We start from the raw sequence: 18,451 nt of genomic DNA on the forward strand, positions 1-18,451 counted from the left end.
ACAAGACGAGCGGGTTTTTACGCCGCCGACATGTCGGAGAGAATTATTTTTGGAATAATTGCGCCGCCTCACGCCCGCGACGTCAGGAGACAGCAGCTACTCCGCCTGCCTGACGAATAAGCCGTTCTGATACGTCGCGCCAAAATAGACGTCGATGCGCCTGACCTTGTCACCGTCGAAGACCAAGAATTCGGTATTACGGAAGCTTTTGCCGTCCTTGGCTACGCAGTGATAGGTCACGAAAACGTCATCGCCGTCGGCGACGATCTTCTCCAGTTCATGCCGCGCGATCCAGTCGCTATCCTTCCAGCACCGCTCGAAATAGGCCGCCTTGTCGATGTTGTCGTCATAGGGGCTCGTAAAGCGAAAGTCGTCGCTGAAGGACGCCTCGACCAACCGCCGGTTGCCGGTGAGATAGCCCTCGAAAATCGCGCGAACAATATCCGCTTTGTCGATTGCTGCCATTTACGTGTTCTTTCTTCAGGCTTCCTTGGTCTTCAGGCTTCTTTGGGCACCATCTGGAAATAGGGCTCCGCCTCCTTCAGCACGCGCGCAACGGATGGCCGCGCCTTCAGCCGCTCCAGATAGGCGGCGACGTTCCGTTGCCCGTCACCGAACGGCTCCGCCATGTTACCGTAGAACAGCGCCGGCGCCGCGGCGCAGTCGGCAAGCGTGAAATCATCGCCCATCGCCCAGCGGCCGCCGGCCATCTGCTGCTCGATCATGGCGTAGGAGGTGCGGAGCTGCACCCTCGCCTCGGCGACGCCGTAAGCATCGCGCTTTCCGTCCGGCCGCAGCCGGTCGACCATGATCTTCTGCATCAGCAGATGCACGTAGAGATCATAGAAGCGGTCGCGCAGCCGCGTCCGCAATGCTTGATCGACATCGCCGGGGATCAGCCGCGCGCGGCCGCCATAATGACGGTCGAGATATTCGATGATGATGCTGGATTCTGGAACGATCTCGCCACGTCCATCGTCCTGCAGCACCGGAAACTTGCCGATGCCCCACAGCTTCACCAGCGCGGCGCGCTCCGCCGCATTGCCGAGATCGACCAAGTTCGGCGTGAACGGGACATCGTTCTCATAAAGCGCGATCAGCACCTTCCAGCAGTACGAGGCGAGCGGGTGAAAATGCAGCGTCAGCGACATGGGCAACTCCTTGGGTAGCTCCTTACAATTCCTGACAAGACGACGCGCCGGCATTCGACCATCGATTATTTCGCCGCCGGCGCGTAGCGCAGGATCACGATGCCGGTCGACAATGGCCGGCTGTCGATCAGCTTGAGCCTGACCTTCGCGCCCGGCTTGAACAGCGGCGTTCCACCGCCAAGGATGACCGGGTTCACGGCAATGCGGAATTCGTCGATCAGTCCGTGCGGGATCAGCGTGGCGGCGAGATCGGCGCTGCCGAACAAAAAGATATCCTTGGCGCTGTCGCGCTTCAGTCGGGCAACGGTTTCTGCCACGTCGCCGCCGAAAACCTGCGTGTTGTTCCAGTCCGACTTCTTCACCGTGCGCGAGAAGACATATTTGGGCGCCGCGTTCATGAAACCGGCGACCTCGCCGGTCGCGTTCGGCCAGTAGCCGGCCATCAATTCGTAGGTGACGCGGCCGAACAGCAGTCCGCCGGCCGCATTCAACTGCTGGATCGAGAGCTGCTCCAGCTCCTCGCCCCAGACGTCCTCATGCCAGGAAATGTCGCGGTTCGGGCCTTCGACGAAGCCGTCCAGCGTCATCAGGTTCCACATGATCAACCGTGCCATCGGATCATCCTCCAAAACTGATTGCGATTTGCAACTGGTTGTATCTTGGGTCAGCCGGTGCAATATTGCAAGCAGTTTTTTTGCAGGCGCCGGCCGGCGCCCGGAGACCGCCCATGACCGACGCCCAGCGTTCCGGCTGCCCGATCAATCTCTCGCTGGAGGTGCTCGGCGACAAATGGAGCCTTCTGATCATCCGCGACATGATGTTCGGCAACCGGCGACACTTTCGCGAGCTGCTGACGAAATCGGAGGAAGGAATCTCCTCCAACATTCTTGCCGACCGGCTGAAGACCCTGCTCGACGAGGGCATCATCACCCGCGAGGACGATCCCTCGCACAAGCAGAAGGGAATCTATTCGCTGACCGAGCAGGGCATCGAGCTATTGCCAGTCCTCGCGCAGATGGCCGCCTGGGGTTACAAATACCTGCCGGTCACCGAGGAACTCGGCATTCGCGCACGGCTGCTGAGCGAAGGCGGGCCGAAACTATGGGCGGAGTTCATGGATGAGTTGCGCGAAAACCATCTCGGCATCAAGCGGCGCAAGCGCCCCGGTCCATCGGTCGGCGAGCGTTTGCAGGCGGCGTATGAGAGCGTCGTGAAATCGGCAGTAGGTGGGACGCCGTAATCTTGCGGAGCCGTACTCAGCGCAGCATGCTGGAGATCGCCTCCGGCTGGCGATGTTATCCGTCACATTACGGAGAATAGCGTTAACGTAATCTTTCTGGCTTCGTTCCACGGTGAAATCCTAGCAGTGAGGCTCGGTGGATCGTCGACGGCCTCATTCTTTACCGCCATTTGGATGAGGCCCTTCCGTGTTTCAATTGCTCAAGAACTCCTCGGCTGACAAGGCGCTTGCCGAGGCCCTCGGCCGCTCGCAGGCCGTGATCGAGTTCAATCTCGACGGCACCATCATCACTGCCAATGACAATTTCCTCAAAGCCCTCGGCTACTCGCTCGGCGAAATCCGGGGCAAGCACCACAGCACGTTTGTCGATCCGTCCGAGCGCGAGGGCGCGGCGTATCGCGAGTTCTGGGCGGCGCTGAGGCGTGGCGAGTACCAGGCCGCCGAATACAAGCGCATCGGCAAAGGCGGCAAGGAAGTCTGGATCCAGGCGACCTACAACCCCATCCTCGACGGCAGCGGCAAGCCGTTCAAGGTGGTGAAGTTCGCCACCGACGTCACTGCGAAAAAGATCAAGAGCATGGAGGACGCGAGCCAGATCGCCGCGATCAGCCGCGCCCAGGCCGTCATCGCCTTCGAGATGGACGGCACCATCGTGACCGCCAACGACAATTTCCTGAGGGCGATGGGCTACACGCTCGGCGAAATCAAGGGCAAGCACCACAGCATGTTCGTCGAGCCCAGCGAGCGCGAGGGCGCGGCCTATCGCGAGTTCTGGGCCAAGCTGAACCGCGGCGAAACCCAGGCCGCCGAATACAAGCGGATCGGCAAGGGCGGCCGCGAAGTCTGGATCCTCGCCTCCTACAACCCGGTGCTCGACGAGAAGGGCAAGCCGTTCCGCGTGGTGAAGTTCGCCACCGACGTCACCAGCCAGAAGCTTTCGACCGCTGACCTCGCCGGCCAGATCGCCGCGATCGGCAAGTCGCAGGCGGTGATCGAATTCAAAATGGACGGCACCATCATCGGCGCCAACCAGAACTTCCTCAAGACCCTCGGCTATTCGCTCGGTGAGATCCAGGGCAAGCATCACAGCATGTTCGTCGAACAGGGCGAGCGCGACAGCGCCGCCTATCGCGAATTCTGGGCAGCGCTGAACCGCGGCGAATACCAGGCCGCCGAATACAAGCGGATCGGCAAGAACGGCAAGGAGGTCTGGATCCAGGCGTCCTACAACCCGATCCTCGACCTCAACGGCAAGCCGTTCAAGGTGGTGAAATACGCCACCGACACCACGGCGCAGGTGCTGGTCCGCCTCGGCAACGAGCGGGTGCGCGGCATGATGGAATCGGTCGCCGCCGGCGCGGAGGAACTGAACGCCTCGGTGCGGGAAATCTCCGAAGCCATGACCAAGTCGCGCGAGACCGCCTCCACCGCCGTCTCGCGGGTGGAAGCGGCCGACGCCCAGGCACAACGGCTGAACGAGGCGGCGCAGGCGATGAGCGGCATCGTCGAATTGATCGGCAATATCACCGGCCAGATCAACCTGCTGGCGCTGAATGCGACGATCGAATCGGCGCGCGCCGGCGAAGCGGGCCGTGGCTTTGCCGTGGTGGCTTCGGAGGTCAAGAACCTCGCCACCCAGGCCAAGCAGGCGACCGACAAGATCGGCCAGGAAATCGGCAATCTCAACGGCATCTCCGGCGACGTCGTCGGCGCGCTCAACAGCATCAAGCAGGCGATCCAGGGCGTCAGCGAATACGTCACGGCGACCGCGGCGGCCGTCGAGGAACAGAGCACGGTGACCTCCGAGATGTCCTCCAACATGCAGCGCGCCGCCGCCGAAGCCAAGGCGATCGCGCAGCGCTAGCGATACGACATCGTCGATCGGCTTGATCCGGTACGGGACAACCGCCCGTACCGGATTTTGCATATTGGGCGCCATGGAGGGCCGAATTCTGCATCGCTGCCGCCGCGACACGCTTCTAGGCATGGGTTATTAGAAGCGGGAAATCCTTCCTCTCGCCAACGGACTTAGCCGATGCCCTCCTCTCCTCAAAAAGTTGCTCTCGTCACCGGCGCTGCGCGCGGCATCGGGCTTGCGACGGCCAGACGCTTTCTCGCCGAGGGCTGGAAGGTGGCGCTGCTCGACATCGAGGGCGAATTGCTGAACGGCGCGGTTGCCGGCCTTGCCGATCCCGACAACACGCTGGCGCTGCATTGCGACGTCTCTGACGCAGGCGCAGTGGCGAACGCGATCGGCGCGCTGAACGCGCGCTTCGGCCGGCTCGACGCGCTGGTCAACAATGCCGGCATCGCGGTGTTCGCGCCGCTGCTTGAGACATCCGATCAGGACTGGGGCCGCATCCTGGCGGTCAATCTCTCTGGTCCCTTCATCTGCACGAAAGCGGCGGCGCCGCTATTGCGCGAACAGGGCGGCGCAATCGTCAACATCACCTCGATCTCGGCGGTGCGCGCCTCGACGCTGCGCTCGGCCTATGGCACCAGCAAAGCCGGGCTCGCGCATCTTACCAAGCAGCTCGCGGTGGAACTCGCTTCGTTCGGCATCCGCGTCAATGCGGTGGCGCCCGGCCCGGTCGAAACCGCGATGGCCAAGCAGGTCCACACGCCGGAGATCCGCGCCGACTATCACGACGCCATTCCGCTCAACCGCTACGGCCTCGAGGAGGAACTGGCCGAAGCGATCTTCTTCCTGTGCAGCGAGCGCTCGAGCTACATCACCGGACAGATTTTGGCCGTCGACGGTGGCTTCGATGCCGCCGGCATCGGCCTACCGACGCTGCGCGGCCAGCGGCGGAATGGATAAGCACGCTGACTATGCTGCGAATCGTGCGGAACGGGCCGGCTGCCACCTTCCCCTGCTGACGAAAAGGGGGAGGCTATCGCGCCGCAATACGGAGCAGCACGGTTTTCTCCGGCGGAACATCCGGGTTCATGCTCGGCGTTGCCAGTGCGAACGCGGTCACGAGCAGCAAAACGCCCGCGCAGATAGTGCTGAGGAATAGCTGATCCATCCTGCTCAACGAGCTGCCCCACGGTTCGTTCCGGAGCAGGCTCCAAACATTCTCATGACAGGTCTGCGGGATTACGAACGGCTGCGCGCTATTCTCGCACACCGAGGCCGGTGTCTGTGGCGCACGGCACTTGACGAAACCTTGCCACATATCTCAGCGTAACTGGCCGATAGGGCCGTGCTGACGAAGGAGCCGCGCATGCGAATGGCGGTCATCAAAGTTGTCGTTGCCGCCGCCGCGCTGTTTGCGGCGATTCTCCCCGCGCGGGCGGAAATCCGCATTCTGGCGAGCCCGGGCGGCCAGGTCGGGCCGTTTCTCGAACTGTTCGATCGCGTGCGCCAATCCGGCGAGCGGGTGGTGATCGACGGGCCCTGCCTGTCGGCCTGCACGCTGGTGCTGATGACGATTCCGGAGGATCGGATCTGCGTGACACGCCGGGCGGTGCTGGGATTTCACGCCGCGCGCTCGATCGACCGCCGCGGCCGGATCTACGCCGAGCCGGAAGCCTCGCATGCCGTGCAGGAAGCCTATCCGGCGCCGGTGCGGGATTGGATCGCCCGGCGCGGCGGATTGACGTCGCGGCTGTTACTGCTGCGCGGGCGAGAGCTTTCGGCGATTTATCCGAGATGCAGGTAGTCGTAGGGTGGGCAAAGCGACAGCGTGCCCACCGTTGCGAGCCGCGCTCGGCGATAAATGGTGGGCACGTCGCTTGCGCTCCTTTGCCCACCCTACAGCACTGTCACATCCCTTCCTTCGGGCTATTCACCATCCAGGGAATGCCGAACTTGTCGACGCACATGCCAAAGCCGTTGGAGAAGAAGGTCGGGCCGAACGGCATCCGCACCGTGCCGCCTTCGGCGAGCGCCTTGAAGCGGCGTTCGGCGTCCGCAGGATCTTCGACCGCGAGCGCAACTGAAATGCCCTGCGGCGCCTTGTAATCGCCCGGCGTGGCATCGGATGCCATCAGCACCTCGCCGTCGATGGTGATGCGGGCATGCATGATCTTGGTCTTCCAATCCGCCGGCACCGGCATGTCGGCCGGCCCGTCGCCATAGGGCATCTTGGCCTCGATCTGCGCGCCGAGCGCCTTCTGATAATAGTTCAGCGCTTCCTCGCAATTGCCGTTGTAGAACAAATAGGGATTGACCTGCATCGCTGGCTCCTTGGTTGTGTGGTGTCTTTTGCGTTCCCCGGATGCGGCGCAGCGCGTCAGCGGTGCGCTGCCATTCCGGGGTCCATGGTTCGGTCCCGGCTCTGCGTCGCATCACTTACGTGCTGCGGCGCGTCCGGGACAAGATAGCGTGGCTCTCATTTCTCGGTGATCGTCTTCAGCTTGGCGAGACCCGCTTCGAAATCCCGGCCGATCATCTTGTCGAGATTGATGAACACCTGGATCAACCTGGACATGAAGTTCGCCGGACCATGCATCACCCATGTGACATTGGTGCCATCGCCCTGCGGCAGCATTGTGAACTCGGCGGTGTTGTGGCCTTCGAACGGCTTGAAGAAATCGAGCTTGATGACAATCCTCGACGGCGCCGTGGCGTCGAGAATTTCCATGCGGCCGGAACCGACATTCTTGTCGCCGTCCCAGGCATAGGTGGCGCCCTTGCCGCTGTCAGCGCCGCCATAGCTGCGCTTCATCGCCGGGTCCTTCTCTTCGTAAGGCGACCATTTCAGCCACTGGTGAAAATCCGAGATCAGCGGAAAGATTTTCTCGGCCGGCGCATTGATGTCGATCGCGCGCTCGACGCGCAGCGTGTTCGGCCTGGTAGCGGCGCGAATGAGGATGGCGGCGATGGCAATTGCCAGGATGATGGCGATGACGACAATGTCGAACATGTCAGTCTCCTATGGCGATCACTGTTGACGCGGGTGGCGGCGAAACGGAATCAGGCCACGCAAGTTCCTGTCGCGCAGCCACAGTCCGCCCCACAGCATCAGGCCGAGGTAAAGCCCGAACAGGGTATGCGTGAACAGGGGGCTGCCGATCCGCACATGCGAGGCGATCGCGCCGCCGAGATAGCCGGTGAGCAGGATCGCCCCGAGGATCGAGGTCGGCGGGATCGCGTAGAGCACGGTGCAGACGATGGTGATGGCGCCAAGGCCGCGCATCAACGCATCATCAGAGCCATAGCCCATCCGGTCCATGGTTTCGGTGACGACCGGCCACGGCACCAGCTTGATGGCGCCGTCGATCATCAGGAAGACGATGACGAGGCCGGAGAGGATGCGGCCCACCCAGCGCGCGGGCATGGAGGCCGGAACGGTCTCGGCGATGACGGTCATGATGGGTCTCCGTTGTTTTGTGGAGTTCGGATTCAAGACGAACGGGGGATAAGGAAACCGACAAGGGATTGAGAAAGATTTCGCGGCACCCCGCATCACCCTCCCCTGGAGGGCCCTGGAGGGGGAGGGTCGGTTCGCATGTAGCGCAGCGAAATGCGAAACGGGGTGGGGTGATCTCTCCACTCGGGCGCTGTTGGATGCGGAAAGACCGTCACCCCACCTCGGTTCGCATTTTATGCGAACCGATCCTCCCCTCCAGAGGAGGATAAGAGAGCTTACTTCCCCGCTGTCTTGCCGCGGGGCTGGCTGTCGCGCTGCAGGCGGTCGAGGTGCATGCGGATGTGGGCGGCCTCCGCCGAGGTGTTGGCTAGCGCGATGGCGCGGTCGAAGGCGGTGCGGGCTTCCTCGTTGCGGCCGAGCTGCATCAGGAAGGCGCCGCGCACGCCGAAGAAATGAAAATAGTTCGACAGCCGCGGCGCCAGCGGCTCGATCATGTCGAGGGCGGCCTGCGGGCCCTTCACTTTTGACACCGCGACCGCGCGGTTCAGCGTCACCACCGGCGACGGCTGCATGATTTCGAGCGCGCCATAGAGCAGGTCGATCTGGGTCCAATCGGTATCTTCGGGCTTTTCGGCGCGGGCATGCAGCGCCGATATCGCGGCCTGCACTTGGTAGGGCCCGCTGCGGCGGTGGCGCATCGCCTTGTCGATCAGCGCCAGCCCCTCGGCGATCAGCGCCTTATTCCATTTCGAACGGTCCTGGTCGTCGAGCAGGATCACCGCGCCGTCGGCGTCGAACCGCGCGTCGGCCCGCGCATGCTGCAACAGCAACAGCGCGGTCAGCCCCATGATCTCGGGCTCGCCCTGGAACAGCCGCAGCAACAGCCGCGCCAGGCGAATGGCCTCCTCGCATAGCGGGCTGCGGATCGCAGCAGTGTCGCCGCTCGCCGAATAACCCTCGTTGAAGATCAGGTAGATCATGGCGGCGACGGAAGCAAGGCGCTCGGCGCGCTCCACCGCGCCCGGCGTCTCGAACGGCACGTCGGCGTCGGCAACGCGCGCCTTCGCCCGCGTGATGCGCTGCTCCATCGCGGCTTCCGAGACCAGGAAGGCGCGCGCGATCTGCTTGACCGACAGTCCCGAGACAATGCGCAGCGCCAGCGCGATCTGCTGCGTCGCCGGCAGGTCTGGATGGCAGCAGATGAACAGCAGGCGCAGGATGTCATCCCGGTAGTGCGAGCCGTCGAGCCGCTCGGCGAGTTGCTCCTCGGCGTCGTCGAGGTCGGAGATCGCCTCGTCGTCGGGCAGCGCCTCCTGCTTCTTGCTGCGCCTGATGTCGTCGATCGCGACATTGCGCCCGACCATGATCAGCCACGCCGCGGGATCGCGCGGCGGGCCGTTCTGCGGCCAGCTCTTCAGCGCCCGCAGGCAGGCGTTCTGAAACGCTTCCTCGGCGGTATCGAGATCGCGGAAATAGCGCAGCAATGCGCCGACCGCCTGGGGGCGAGCCGAGGTCAGCGCGGCATCGATCCAGGCGGTATCGGTCATGGCTGCGCGCTCCCCGGTGCAAACTGGCCAACGGGACGGATCTCATAGGCGCCGCCGGGATTGGCCGCACCGAGATCGCGGGCAACTTCGAGCGCCTCGTCGAGATCCTTGCAGTCGACGAGGTAGAAGCCGAGCAACTGCTCCTTGGTTTCGGCATAGGGTCCGTCCAGCACCAGCGGCGGGTTTTCCTTGCGCAGCGTAGTCGCCGCCGTTGTCGGCAACAGCCGCGCGACCGGGCCGAGCCGGCCCTGCTTGGCGAGCTTGTCCTGGACGACGGCCAGCTTCTTCATGACCGCGGCGTCCTGCTCCTTGGTCCAGGAGCCGACGAAGTCTTCGTCGTGATAGCAAAGAATGGCGTAAAGCATGGCAGCTTGGCATCTCCGTTCGTTATGATGACGAACGATTATGCCCGCTGCCGACAGGGGCGTCGAAGAAATTTTGATTGTTCCGCAGGTCAGGGGCCGATGATCGGCGGCGTCGGATTGAAGTGCCGGTAGGTGTGGACGATGGCTTTGGAACAAAGGACGCACACCGAGAGAATCAGAAGGACGGCCTTCATGCGCTGTATCCAGCGCGCCCGGCGCGGTCGCAGCGTCGATCTGCGCATGAGGGTCTCCCTTGTTGGACCAAAGGAGGCTAGAGAAACAGCGAAATCCCCGATGTGAGGCGGATCACGCCGTCTTCGAGTCACGACAGGAAGTAGCAAATGACGAAGGGTGCGCTTGCGCTGCTGGTGCATGGCGGAACGGACAACTGGTCGCCGCAGCGCTGGAAGGATCGGTTCGACGAGGTCTGCGAGGGCCGCCCCGTGTTGCCATTCGCCGGTGCCAAATCCGATCCGGCGGCGGTGCACTATGCGGCAGTGTGGAAGCCGCAGCCGGGCGAGCTGGCCGGTTTCCCGAACCTGCGCGTGATCTTCAACCTTGGTGCCGGTGTCGATGCGCTGATGGCGGACCGTACCCTCCCCGACGTGCCGCTGGTGCGCGTCGCGATCGGTGATCTCACCGCGCGCATGACCGAATACGTCGTGCTGCATGTGCTAATGCACCACCGGCAGGAGCCTTATCTGCGGCAGTCGCAGCGCGAAAAGCGCTGGGCGCCGAAATCGCAATGGGCGGCTAGCGCGGTCAGCGTCGGCATCATGGGGCTCGGCACGCTCGGAGCCGATGCCGCCGACGCGCTCAGGGGCCTCGGCTTTCGCGTCGCTGGCTGGAGCCGAAGCCCGAAAAAGATTCCGGACATCGAATGCTTTCACGGTGAGGCAGAGATCGATGCATTCCTGCGGCGGACCGACATCCTGGTCTGCCTGCTGCCGCTGACACCCGAGACCCGGCACGTGCTGAACAGGCCGCTGTTCGAGAAACTGAATCGCACCAGCCCGCTCGGCGCGCCGGTCCTGATCAATGCCGGGCGCGGCGGCCTGCAGAACGAGGCCGACATCCTGCAATGCCTCGACGACGGCACGCTCGGCGGCGCCTCGCTCGACGTCTACGCCACCGAGCCGCTGCCATTGGACAGCCCGTTCTGGACCCACCCAAAGGTGGTGCTGACCCCGCACAATGCGGCCGACACCGATCCCGACGAGATCTCGAAATATGTCGCCGAGCAGATCGAGCGCTTCGAGGCCGGCGGCGCGCTGGAAAACGTGGTGGACCGCGGGCGGGGGTATTAGTCCCACCGTCGTCGTTGCGAGCCAACGGGCCGGCGCGAAGCGCCGCCCGATGACAGGCTCCGCGAAGCAATCCACCTCTCCACTTGGGGGTAGATGGATTGCTTCGTCGCTACGCTCCTCGCAACATCGAGAGCAATGACGGAGGCTGCAGAGTGCCCCTGCGCCCGCCACCCAGCCGCCGAGGTTGCACCGCCGGTTCCATTCATCCAAAATTAGTAACGTTCCAGTATTTCTGCGGAATGGCCAGCACCGCACCAAACGCTTTTTCCCGACGCTTCCATCTGGGACTGAGGACGCGGATCACCGCCGCCCTCGCCCTTGCCTCGGCAGGCACGGCGGTGTTCGTGCTGCTCGGCGCCATGTGGATCATCTCCGGCATCGTCGAACGCGCCGACGAGCGCGAACTGCGCAGCCACTATGATGCGCTTCAGTCACGGCTCGGCCAGGAATCGCGCCGCGCCGCCGCGATGAGCGCTGTGGTCGCCAGCATCCCCGCGGTGCAGGAGGCGATGGCGCGCGGCGACCGCGATGCGCTGATGGGCCTGTTCGGCGCCGGGTTTGCCGCCATGAAAGCCGATTACGGCGTCGACCAGTTTCAGTTTCACACGCCGCCGGCGATCTCCTATCTGCGCGTTCACCAGCCGCCAAAATTCGGCGACGACCTGTCCAGCTTCCGCAAGACCGTGGTCGCGGCCAACCAGCAGCGCAAGCCGATCCTGGGCCTCGAAGGCGGCGTCGCCGGGCTCGGCATCCGCGGCGTCGTTCCGGTCGCGCAGGCCGGCAAGCATCTCGGCTCGGTGGAGTTCGGCCTGACTTTCGGCCAGCCGTTCTTCGACGAATTCAAGCGCACCCGCGGCGTCGATGTCGCGTTCCACCTTTCGGCCAACAGCGACTTCAAGCTGTTCGGCGGCACGCTGAGCGGCCAGAGCTTCTTCGATCCGTCCGATTATCGCGGCGCCCGCGACGGCGGCTTCATCATTCGCCAGGGCAAGCTCGGCACCACGCCGGTCGCCGCCCTGCTCGGCCCGATCAAGGATTTCTCCGGCAACGCCATCGGCGCCGTCGAGATCGTGATGGACAATAGCGAGTATGTCGCCTCGCTCGATCGCGCCCGGCAGCTCGCCATCAGCATGGCGCTGTTCGGCATCTCGATCGCCGCGGCCGCGGGATTGTTGATTGCCCGCAGCATCTCGCGCCCGATCCTCTCGATCACCGCGGCAATGCGCGATCTCGCGCATGGCAAGCTGGAAATCGAGCTGCCCGCCCATCAGCGCCAGGACGAGGTCGGCGAGATGGCGCGGGCGGTCGCGGTGTTCAAGGACAACGCCGTCCGCATGCAACGGATGCAGACGGATCAGGCGGAGGCCAAGGCGCAATCCGAGCAGGAGAAGCGCCATGCCTTCGCAGCGCTGGCCGACAGCTTTGAAGCCAGCGTGCGTGGCGTGGTCGAGCGCGTCTCGGCGGCGGCCACCGAAATGCAGGCCACCGCGCAGTCGATGTCGGCAACCGTCGAGCAATCGCGGCAGCAGACGCTGATGGTTTCGACCGCCTCCGCGCAGGCTTCCGACAATGTCCAGACCGTTGCCGCGGCGGCCGAGGAGCTGTCGTCGTCGATGGGCGAGATCGGCCGGCGGCTGACGCATGCCTCCACCGTCGTCGGCAAGGCCGCCAGCGACGGCCAGCAATCGAACGACCGCGTGCAAAGCCTTGCGGCGGCCGCGGCGAAGATCGGCGAGGTGGTGTCGCTGATCAACCAGATCGCCAGCCAGACCAACCTGCTCGCACTCAACGCCACGATCGAAGCCGCGCGCGCCGGCGAATCCGGCCGCGGCTTTGCCGTCGTTGCCAGCGAGGTGAAGACGCTGGCGACGCAGACGGCGAAAGCGACCGACGAGATCCGCGCGCAGATCACGGCGGTGCAGAGCGAAACCTCGGCCGCGGTCGAGGGCATCCAGTCGATCTGCACCACGATCAGGGAAGTCGACGAGATTTCGGCGGCGATCGCCGCCGCCGTCGGCCAGCAGGGCTCGGCGACCGAGGAAATCGCCCGCAACGTGCAGCAGGCCGCGGCGCGGACCGGCGAGGTCTCGCGCAATATTTCCGGCGTAACGACCGGCATCGGCTCCACCGGCGACGCCGCCAGGGAAGTGCTGTCATCGGCCGCCGAACTTGCCGAGCAATCGCGCACGCTGCGCAGCGAGGTCGATCGCTTCCTTGCTCACATCAGAGCGGCGTGAGCGGCACGCCGGCGGATACGATAGATCTCTATCGTCGTCCCGGCGAACGCCGGGACCTATAATCACCGGCCATCATTGCGGCGGAACGTGTCCGCCACTTTGCCAAACAAGGTGATCACTCGGTATGGGTCCCGGCTCAAGGCCGGGACGACGGCCGAGCTAGGCGCGCAGCATCACATCGATCGCCCCATTGACGATCGCTTCCAGCTCCTTGCGCGGCGTGCGGGCGCGGGCGCGGATGGCGATGGTGTGGATGGTAGCGGAGGCGAGCTGCGCGAGCACGGTCGGATCCGCGCTCGCGGCTAGTTCTCCCTTCTCCTGGGCGCGGCGGAAGCAGGCGGCGAAGGCCTTGTCGAGGTCGACAAAACCTTCCAGCACCATGGCGCGGATATCGGGGTCATGCACCGCCTCGGACGCGGCGGTCATCACCGTGAAGCAGCCGCGCGGGCCGGATTCGCCGGAGAGGTAGATATCAAGCGCCACCGCATAGATGCGCTCCAGCCGCTTTCGAATCGGCATCTCGTGCCTGAAAATGTCGCCCATCGCGGTGCGCGCGTCGTCGCGATAGCGGCGGTAGCTCTTGATGAACAGTTCGCGCTTGTCGCCGAACGCGCCATACAGGCTCGGCCGGTTCATGCCGGTCGCCGCCGAGAGATCGTCGAGCGAGGTCGCGGCAAATCCGTCGCGCCGGAACAGGTCGAGCGCCTTGCCGAGCGCGACATCGGGCTCATAGGCGCGCGGCCGGCCGCGGCGCTTGGGCGGCGTCGGGTCATCGATCCTCGGAACCGGGGTTCTTGGGACAGGCGGCTTCTTACTTTTTTGTACCATTTCGCAAAAAATTCCTTGACCTGATGTATATTATGCGAGACGGTATAAAAATCAACCGCGCCCGCCCCTGCGCGCCGCCCGGTCGATCAACCGCCAAGGAGGCTAACCATGGATCTCTATTTCTCGCCGCTCGCCTGCTCGCTCGCGACCCGGATCGCGCTGTACGAAGCCGGCGCCGCGGCCAACTATCTCGAGGTCGATCCCAAGACCAAGGTCGTGCAGAAGGACGGCTCGGACTTCCGCACTGTCAACCCGCTTGGGTTGGTGCCGGCGCTGCGCACCGATGACGGCACGGTGCTGACCGAGAACGCGGCGATCCTGCAATATGTCGCCGACCGTTTTCCGAAGGCCGGCATCTCGGCCAATTCGCCTGAGGAGCGCAGCCGCCTGCATCAGTGGCTCTGCTTCATCGGCACCGAGCTGCACAAGGCGCTGTTCGTGCCGCTGCTCGACAAGACCGCGCCGCAGGATGCGAAAACCTATGCGCTGAGCAAGAACATCTCACGGCTCGACTATCTCGAGAACTACCTCAAGGGCCGCGAGTTCCTGCTCGACCATTTCAGCGTCGCCGATGCCTACCTCGTCACCATCGTCAACTGGACGATGGCAACGCCACCGATCGAGCTCGCGAAATGGCCTGTTGTGAAGGCCTATTACGAGCGGCTGCGCGCCCGCCCGAGTGTTGCAAAGGCGGTCGCGGAAGAGTTCGAGCTCTACAAGGCCGAGCAGGCGCGGCACAAGGCGGCGGCGTAAGGGCCATAGTCTCTCAGCGCGTCGTCCCGGCGAAAGCCGGGACCCATACTCCGCGGCTGAAGTTGTTAGGGATGCAGCCAATGCGCTCGACAACGGAAAGCCGTGGTTATGGGTCCCGGATCTGCGCTTCGCTTGTCCGGGACGACGGTGGATAGAGTGGCACTCACTCCGCGGCCAGCAGCCGTTTCGTCAGATCGCTCAACGCCCGGCGAAATATCCCGCCGTCATTGCGCGCCCGCGCCAGCACCAGCGCGCCCTGGATGGTGAGCAGCGCATCCTCGGCGCGGCGCTGCGCCTGACCCTTGCTCAATCCGGATCGCCGCAAAAGCTGCGCCAGCGCGGCATGCCAGCGCGCAAAATAGCTGTCGACGGCGTCGGAAAACGTATCGCGCGCTGCGCCGAGCGCGACCAGGCCGACCAGGCAGATGCGGTTGCCGGAATGAAAATACTGCTCGACGCCGGCAATCATCGCCGCAATGGCGCGCGCGGGATCGTCGGCATCGCGCAAGGGCGCGTAGATGTTCAGCTCGAACCAGCCGTCGATCTCGGCCAGCACCTCGGAGGCCATTTGCTCCTTGCCGCCGGGAAACAGGTGATAGAGGCTGCCCTTGCCAAGCCCGGTCGCCTCCGTGATCAGCGTCAGCGAAGCGCCCTCATAGCCGTGCGCACGAAACACCTCGCTGAGCGCGCGCAGCACTTCCTTCCGCTCACCGCCCTTCTTCAGCATTGCATCACTTCTGATTCTCGCCGAGGCCGAGAACGTCGGCCGGGCGCGGTCCGGGCGCAGGCCAGCGGAAGCGGCGCTCGCTCTCAGTGATGGCGATATCGTTGATGCTGGCCTCGCGCCGGCGCATCAACCCATACTCATCGAACTCCCACTGCTCGTTGCCATAGGAGCGATGCCACTGCCCGGCATCGTCGTGCCATTCATACTGGAAGCGCACGGCGATACGGTTCTGATCGAACGCCCAGAGATCCTTGATCAGGCGGTAGTCGTGCTCCCTAGCCCATTTACGGGTGAGGAATTCGACGATCGCCGCGCGGCCCTGAAAGAACTCGGAGCGATTACGCCAGCGGCTGTCCTCGGTATAGGCCAGCGACACTTTTACCGGATCGCGCGAATTCCAGGCGTCCTCGGCCATGCGGGCCTTCTGCGCAGCGGTTTCGCGGGTGAAGGGCGGCAGCGGCGGACGCGACATGGCATTTCTCCGGGAGCGATGGCTCCGGGAGATTGTACCGATCGGTACAGGGAGTCAATCGGAAGATTCATTCAGGCGCCAGATCGGCCTTCATCAACAGCCGGAGCGATTTCGGAATCGGTTGTGCCCTGCCGCCGCAGATGAAGGCGACGCGCACCTCGGCCTTGACCAGCACCTCCTCACCGCGCCGCACCTCCTGTGCCAGCGTGATCGAGGCACCTTTCACGGCGATCGGCCATGTCACGACGTCGAGCACATCGTCCATCCGCGCCGGCCGCAGGAAGTCGAGCTGCATCGAGCGCACCACGAAGGCAAAGCCCGGCGTCTCCACCTCAGCCTGCTCGAACAGCGCCTGCTGCGAGGCACCCATCAGCCGCAGATGATTGGTGCGCCCGCGCTCCATGAAACGCAGGTAGTTGGCGTGATAGACGATGCCGGAAAAGTCCGTGTCCTCGTAATAGACACGGACCTGCATGTGGTGGCGGCCGTGGCGGATCTCGCCGTCGAGAATGGGTGATGTCACGTACCGTCTCTGCTCGCGCTGCAAAGCACTGGTTTTGCGCATATCGAGCGGGTGCGCAAGCGCGGCGAGCTACGCCACCGCCGGCCGCTGCGCCCCAAGCGTCACCAGCACGATTTCCGGCGGCACGCCGAGGCGAAACGGCACGATACTGCAGCCGAGGCCGCCGGAGACGACGATGTCACAGTTCATCTTGATGTGGCCATAGTCGAGTTGCCGTCCGGACGGCAAGATCGGTGACCAGCCGAGCATCCGCACCTGGCCACCATGGGTATGGCCGGAGAGCTGTAGCGCGACACGCGAAGGCACGCGCTTGGCAATATCGGGCTCGTGCGCCATCAGAACCACCGGCGCATCGTCGGTAACCTTGGCCAGCGTCTTGCCGAGATCGTCGACGCCGGCCCGCTTGACTGGGCGGAAGCGGCGCGCCGGCATGTAGGCGAGCTGATCGCCGAGACCCGCGAGCCAGAACGAATGACCGTTCTTGCTGAACTTCCGCGCGTCGTTCTCGTAAACGGGAATGCCGACCTTCTCCAGCGCACGGCCGGCGGACGGCAGCCCCAGCCCTTCCCGCTGCACAGTTTTGTCTTCCCACCAGTCGTGATTGCCGAGCACCGCATGCACGCCGAGCGGCGCCTTCAGGCCTGCCAGCACGGCGGCCCATTCGGCATCGGGAATGATACGCGTCACCTTGCGATGGCCGGCGACGTAATCGCCGAGCATGACGATGATGTCGGGCTTCAGCGCGTTGGTGCGCTCGACGATCTCCTGGATGTGATCGAGCGACATCCAGGGATCGCAGGCGTGCAGGTCGGCGATGGCGGCGATCCGAAGCTTGAGGCCGTCAGGCCATTGCGGCGGTGAGATGTGGTACCCGGCGACGCGAAGCTGGACGAGCGGCGCGCTGAAACCGTAAGCGGTGGTCGAGACGCCGACCGCGCCCAGTCCGCCCACGGCTTTCAAGAAATGACGGCGTGTTAACATGTGATCCAATCGTGATGCATCACCAACATGGGGACGGATTGGGCCCGAATTGCGGTGCGTTTGTGCAGATCGTCAGCAGACCCCGAGCAGCTTCTCACCAGCGGTTCTGCCCTATCAGCGCGTTCAGGCGCGCCTTCAGTTCAGCGGGCGCGCGGTAATACCAGACGCCGCCGAGCAGATCGTGGAAACGCTTGTTGGTCGAAGCTTCCTGCTCAATGCGATCGATTGTCTCCATGCTGATGACGTCCTCCAGCGGCCCCGCCGCGAGCAGCGACAGCAGCACCGGATTCGTCTCGATCTTCAGGATCTCGACGATGAGGTCAATCACCTTATCGGGGTACTCCTCCCGCAGGTCGCGCTCGTAGTCCATCATGGCGAAGAAATTGTCGTCGCGGTCGCGCTCGGATTTCGAATACTGCTCGACCCAGGCCAGCGCCAGGTCGGCCACCGACATCGCCGTGCAGTTCAGCGGTCGCTTCGGCCTCCGGTGCGCGAGATCGTCGGCACGCCAGCCATGGCTGTCGGCGATCGCTTCGATGCGGCGCTTGAACGGCTCGTCAGGCCCGAAGCAGATTCCGCCGAGCAGCCAGCGCAGCGCGGCATTCTGCATGGCCTCGGCTTCGATGCGGTCGATCACGGCAGCGCCGTGCGCATAGAGCAGCGACATCATGAACTTGTTGTTGAGCTGCATCACGGTCGGCTTGTCGGCCTCGGAGCGCAACGCTTCCAGCGCAAGATCAAGCGCGCGGTCCGGCCGCTTGTGCGGCAGATGGTCGAAATAGAGGAACGCCGACCAGGCGGCGCCCGTCTTGTCACGCCGGCTGAGGCGCTGCAGCGTTGCCCACAACGAAGCGAGTTCGGCCATCGGCATGGCGTCGAGGAAGGCCTCGGTGTCATCGGGCGTCGCCAGCTCCGGCGCCGCCGCAATGAGGGCCAGCATGTCCTTGTCTTGGGTCGATCCCATCGGTCGTGCGCTCCGCGGCGAGGCCGGCGCTTCGCGCG

Annotated in this window: 22 protein-coding genes; 7 read left to right on the forward strand and 15 right to left on the reverse strand. The window is 64.1% G+C overall.

What is annotated here, in order from left to right:
- Nucleotides 1-96: 96 nt before the first annotated feature.
- The 3 genes from QA643_RS35175 to QA643_RS35185 all read right to left on the reverse strand — a co-directional run bounded on the left by QA643_RS35175 (nucleotide 97) and on the right by QA643_RS35185 (nucleotide 1,765).
- The gene (locus QA643_RS35175; RefSeq protein WP_283030228.1) at nucleotides 97-465 is read right to left on the reverse strand and encodes a nuclear transport factor 2 family protein; all 369 of its coding nucleotides are present in this window, start codon (nucleotides 463-465) and stop codon (nucleotides 97-99) included.
- 32 nt (nucleotides 466-497) lie between these two features.
- Complete coding sequence (locus QA643_RS35180) at nucleotides 498-1,151, reverse strand: glutathione S-transferase family protein (RefSeq protein ID WP_283030229.1); 654 nt, start codon at nucleotides 1,149-1,151, stop codon at nucleotides 498-500.
- Between the two features lie 65 nt (nucleotides 1,152-1,216).
- Nucleotides 1,217-1,765 (reverse strand): dihydrofolate reductase family protein, encoded by a 549-nt coding sequence (locus QA643_RS35185; RefSeq protein WP_283030230.1) that lies wholly within the window; start codon nucleotides 1,763-1,765, stop codon nucleotides 1,217-1,219.
- Nucleotides 1,766-1,878: 113 nt separating this feature from the next.
- On the opposite strand from QA643_RS35185, the gene QA643_RS35190 reads away from it, so the two are divergent.
- The 4 genes from QA643_RS35190 (at nucleotide 1,879) to QA643_RS35205 (ending at nucleotide 6,056) form a co-directional block, all read left to right on the forward strand.
- Nucleotides 1,879-2,391, forward strand: coding sequence for a helix-turn-helix domain-containing protein (locus QA643_RS35190; RefSeq protein ID WP_283030231.1), 513 nt, complete (start codon nucleotides 1,879-1,881; stop codon nucleotides 2,389-2,391).
- A 187-nt stretch (nucleotides 2,392-2,578) separates the two neighbouring features.
- Entirely contained in the window at nucleotides 2,579-4,255 is a 1,677-nt protein-coding gene (locus tag QA643_RS35195; protein ID WP_283030232.1) for a PAS domain-containing methyl-accepting chemotaxis protein, read from the forward strand.
- A 171-nt stretch (nucleotides 4,256-4,426) separates the two neighbouring features.
- Nucleotides 4,427-5,212 (forward strand): SDR family oxidoreductase, encoded by a 786-nt coding sequence (locus QA643_RS35200; protein WP_283030233.1) that lies wholly within the window; start codon nucleotides 4,427-4,429, stop codon nucleotides 5,210-5,212.
- A gap of 406 nt (nucleotides 5,213-5,618) precedes the next feature.
- Nucleotides 5,619-6,056, forward strand: coding sequence for a hypothetical protein (locus tag QA643_RS35205; protein WP_283030234.1), 438 nt, complete (start codon nucleotides 5,619-5,621; stop codon nucleotides 6,054-6,056).
- Nucleotides 6,057-6,159: 103 nt separating this feature from the next.
- Here QA643_RS35205 and QA643_RS35210 read toward each other — a convergent pair whose 3' ends face one another.
- The 6 genes from QA643_RS35210 to QA643_RS35235 form a co-directional block, all read right to left on the reverse strand.
- Nucleotides 6,160-6,573, reverse strand: coding sequence for a VOC family protein (locus QA643_RS35210; RefSeq protein ID WP_283030236.1), 414 nt, complete (start codon nucleotides 6,571-6,573; stop codon nucleotides 6,160-6,162).
- A gap of 155 nt (nucleotides 6,574-6,728) precedes the next feature.
- Nucleotides 6,729-7,262: an SRPBCC family protein gene (locus QA643_RS35215; RefSeq protein WP_283030237.1), complete on the reverse strand. Its 534-nt coding sequence runs from the start codon at nucleotides 7,260-7,262 to the stop codon at nucleotides 6,729-6,731.
- Nucleotides 7,263-7,280: 18 nt separating this feature from the next.
- Entirely contained in the window at nucleotides 7,281-7,709 is a 429-nt protein-coding gene (locus QA643_RS35220; RefSeq protein WP_283030238.1) for a DoxX family protein, read from the reverse strand.
- A gap of 275 nt (nucleotides 7,710-7,984) precedes the next feature.
- Nucleotides 7,985-9,256 carry an RNA polymerase sigma factor gene (locus QA643_RS35225; RefSeq protein ID WP_283030240.1) on the reverse strand — a complete coding sequence of 424 codons (1,272 nt, stop codon included), beginning with the start codon at nucleotides 9,254-9,256 and terminating at the stop codon, nucleotides 7,985-7,987.
- Nucleotides 9,253-9,621, reverse strand: a complete 369-nt coding sequence (locus QA643_RS35230) for a YciI family protein (protein ID WP_283030241.1) — start codon at nucleotides 9,619-9,621, stop codon at nucleotides 9,253-9,255. Before QA643_RS35230 ends, QA643_RS35225 begins: the two co-directional genes overlap by 4 nt.
- Before the next feature lie 89 nt (nucleotides 9,622-9,710).
- Nucleotides 9,711-9,863, reverse strand: a complete 153-nt coding sequence (locus QA643_RS35235) for a hypothetical protein (RefSeq protein ID WP_283030243.1) — start codon at nucleotides 9,861-9,863, stop codon at nucleotides 9,711-9,713.
- 99 nt (nucleotides 9,864-9,962) lie between these two features.
- Here QA643_RS35235 and QA643_RS35240 point away from each other — a divergent pair, with 99 nt between their 5' ends.
- Both QA643_RS35240 and QA643_RS35245 read left to right on the forward strand, forming a co-directional pair.
- Nucleotides 9,963-10,928, forward strand: coding sequence for a glyoxylate/hydroxypyruvate reductase A (locus QA643_RS35240; protein ID WP_283030245.1), 966 nt, complete (start codon nucleotides 9,963-9,965; stop codon nucleotides 10,926-10,928).
- Between the two features lie 239 nt (nucleotides 10,929-11,167).
- Nucleotides 11,168-13,165: a methyl-accepting chemotaxis protein gene (locus tag QA643_RS35245; protein WP_283030247.1), complete on the forward strand. Its 1,998-nt coding sequence runs from the start codon at nucleotides 11,168-11,170 to the stop codon at nucleotides 13,163-13,165.
- Between the two features lie 159 nt (nucleotides 13,166-13,324).
- On the opposite strand, the gene QA643_RS35250 is transcribed toward QA643_RS35245, so the two are convergent.
- Nucleotides 13,325-13,993, reverse strand: coding sequence for a TetR/AcrR family transcriptional regulator (locus QA643_RS35250; RefSeq protein WP_283030249.1), 669 nt, complete (start codon nucleotides 13,991-13,993; stop codon nucleotides 13,325-13,327).
- Between the two features lie 108 nt (nucleotides 13,994-14,101).
- Here QA643_RS35250 and QA643_RS35255 point away from each other — a divergent pair, with 108 nt between their 5' ends.
- Nucleotides 14,102-14,746: a glutathione binding-like protein gene (locus tag QA643_RS35255; RefSeq protein WP_283030250.1), complete on the forward strand. Its 645-nt coding sequence runs from the start codon at nucleotides 14,102-14,104 to the stop codon at nucleotides 14,744-14,746.
- A gap of 163 nt (nucleotides 14,747-14,909) precedes the next feature.
- Here the strand turns inward: QA643_RS35255 and QA643_RS35260 are convergent, their stop codons facing one another.
- From QA643_RS35260 to QA643_RS35280, 5 genes are all read right to left on the reverse strand, one after another.
- Nucleotides 14,910-15,473, reverse strand: coding sequence for a TetR/AcrR family transcriptional regulator (locus tag QA643_RS35260; protein WP_283030251.1), 564 nt, complete (start codon nucleotides 15,471-15,473; stop codon nucleotides 14,910-14,912).
- A 4-nt stretch (nucleotides 15,474-15,477) separates the two neighbouring features.
- Nucleotides 15,478-15,945: a nuclear transport factor 2 family protein gene (locus QA643_RS35265; protein WP_283030252.1), complete on the reverse strand. Its 468-nt coding sequence runs from the start codon at nucleotides 15,943-15,945 to the stop codon at nucleotides 15,478-15,480.
- Nucleotides 15,946-16,012: 67 nt separating this feature from the next.
- Nucleotides 16,013-16,510, reverse strand: coding sequence for a tol-pal system-associated acyl-CoA thioesterase (ybgC, locus tag QA643_RS35270; protein ID WP_283030253.1), 498 nt, complete (start codon nucleotides 16,508-16,510; stop codon nucleotides 16,013-16,015).
- Nucleotides 16,511-16,537: 27 nt separating this feature from the next.
- Nucleotides 16,538-17,449, reverse strand: a complete 912-nt coding sequence (locus QA643_RS35275; RefSeq protein WP_283030254.1) for a metallophosphoesterase — start codon at nucleotides 17,447-17,449, stop codon at nucleotides 16,538-16,540.
- 94 nt (nucleotides 17,450-17,543) lie between these two features.
- Nucleotides 17,544-18,413 carry a DUF6869 domain-containing protein gene (locus tag QA643_RS35280; RefSeq protein ID WP_283030255.1) on the reverse strand — a complete coding sequence of 290 codons (870 nt, stop codon included), beginning with the start codon at nucleotides 18,411-18,413 and terminating at the stop codon, nucleotides 17,544-17,546.
- Nucleotides 18,414-18,451 lie beyond the last annotated feature (38 nt).

Origin of the sequence: Bradyrhizobium sp. CB3481 (assembly GCF_029714305.1) — a bacterium.
Lineage (GTDB): Bacteria > Pseudomonadota > Alphaproteobacteria > Rhizobiales > Xanthobacteraceae > Bradyrhizobium.

Excerpts from the sequence above, each read along its gene's own strand:
- QA643_RS35250 (WP_283030249.1), bottom strand. The coding sequence starts at position 13,993 with ATGGTACAAAAAAGTAAGAAGCCGCCTGTCCCAAGAACCCCGGTTCCG.
- QA643_RS35255 (WP_283030250.1), top strand. The coding sequence starts at position 14,102 with ATGGATCTCTATTTCTCGCCGCTCGCCTGCTCGCTCGCGACCCGGATC.
- QA643_RS35240 (WP_283030245.1), top strand. The coding sequence starts at position 9,963 with ATGACGAAGGGTGCGCTTGCGCTGCTGGTGCATGGCGGAACGGACAAC.
- QA643_RS35245 (WP_283030247.1), top strand. The coding sequence starts at position 11,168 with ATGGCCAGCACCGCACCAAACGCTTTTTCCCGACGCTTCCATCTGGGA.
- QA643_RS35230 (WP_283030241.1), bottom strand. The coding sequence starts at position 9,621 with ATGCTTTACGCCATTCTTTGCTATCACGACGAAGACTTCGTCGGCTCC.
- QA643_RS35210 (WP_283030236.1), bottom strand. The coding sequence starts at position 6,573 with ATGCAGGTCAATCCCTATTTGTTCTACAACGGCAATTGCGAGGAAGCG.
- QA643_RS35175 (WP_283030228.1), bottom strand. The coding sequence starts at position 465 with ATGGCAGCAATCGACAAAGCGGATATTGTTCGCGCGATTTTCGAGGGC.
- QA643_RS35225 (WP_283030240.1), bottom strand. The coding sequence starts at position 9,256 with ATGACCGATACCGCCTGGATCGATGCCGCGCTGACCTCGGCTCGCCCC.
- QA643_RS35190 (WP_283030231.1), top strand. The coding sequence starts at position 1,879 with ATGACCGACGCCCAGCGTTCCGGCTGCCCGATCAATCTCTCGCTGGAG.
- QA643_RS35185 (WP_283030230.1), bottom strand. The coding sequence starts at position 1,765 with ATGGCACGGTTGATCATGTGGAACCTGATGACGCTGGACGGCTTCGTC.
- QA643_RS35235 (WP_283030243.1), bottom strand. The coding sequence starts at position 9,863 with ATGCGCAGATCGACGCTGCGACCGCGCCGGGCGCGCTGGATACAGCGC.
- ybgC (WP_283030253.1), bottom strand. The coding sequence starts at position 16,510 with ATGCGCAAAACCAGTGCTTTGCAGCGCGAGCAGAGACGGTACGTGACA.
- QA643_RS35275 (WP_283030254.1), bottom strand. The coding sequence starts at position 17,449 with ATGTTAACACGCCGTCATTTCTTGAAAGCCGTGGGCGGACTGGGCGCG.
- QA643_RS35205 (WP_283030234.1), top strand. The coding sequence starts at position 5,619 with ATGCGAATGGCGGTCATCAAAGTTGTCGTTGCCGCCGCCGCGCTGTTT.
- QA643_RS35220 (WP_283030238.1), bottom strand. The coding sequence starts at position 7,709 with ATGACCGTCATCGCCGAGACCGTTCCGGCCTCCATGCCCGCGCGCTGG.
- QA643_RS35200 (WP_283030233.1), top strand. The coding sequence starts at position 4,427 with ATGCCCTCCTCTCCTCAAAAAGTTGCTCTCGTCACCGGCGCTGCGCGC.
- QA643_RS35265 (WP_283030252.1), bottom strand. The coding sequence starts at position 15,945 with ATGTCGCGTCCGCCGCTGCCGCCCTTCACCCGCGAAACCGCTGCGCAG.
- QA643_RS35215 (WP_283030237.1), bottom strand. The coding sequence starts at position 7,262 with ATGTTCGACATTGTCGTCATCGCCATCATCCTGGCAATTGCCATCGCC.
- QA643_RS35260 (WP_283030251.1), bottom strand. The coding sequence starts at position 15,473 with ATGCTGAAGAAGGGCGGTGAGCGGAAGGAAGTGCTGCGCGCGCTCAGC.
- QA643_RS35280 (WP_283030255.1), bottom strand. The coding sequence starts at position 18,413 with ATGGGATCGACCCAAGACAAGGACATGCTGGCCCTCATTGCGGCGGCG.
- QA643_RS35180 (WP_283030229.1), bottom strand. The coding sequence starts at position 1,151 with ATGTCGCTGACGCTGCATTTTCACCCGCTCGCCTCGTACTGCTGGAAG.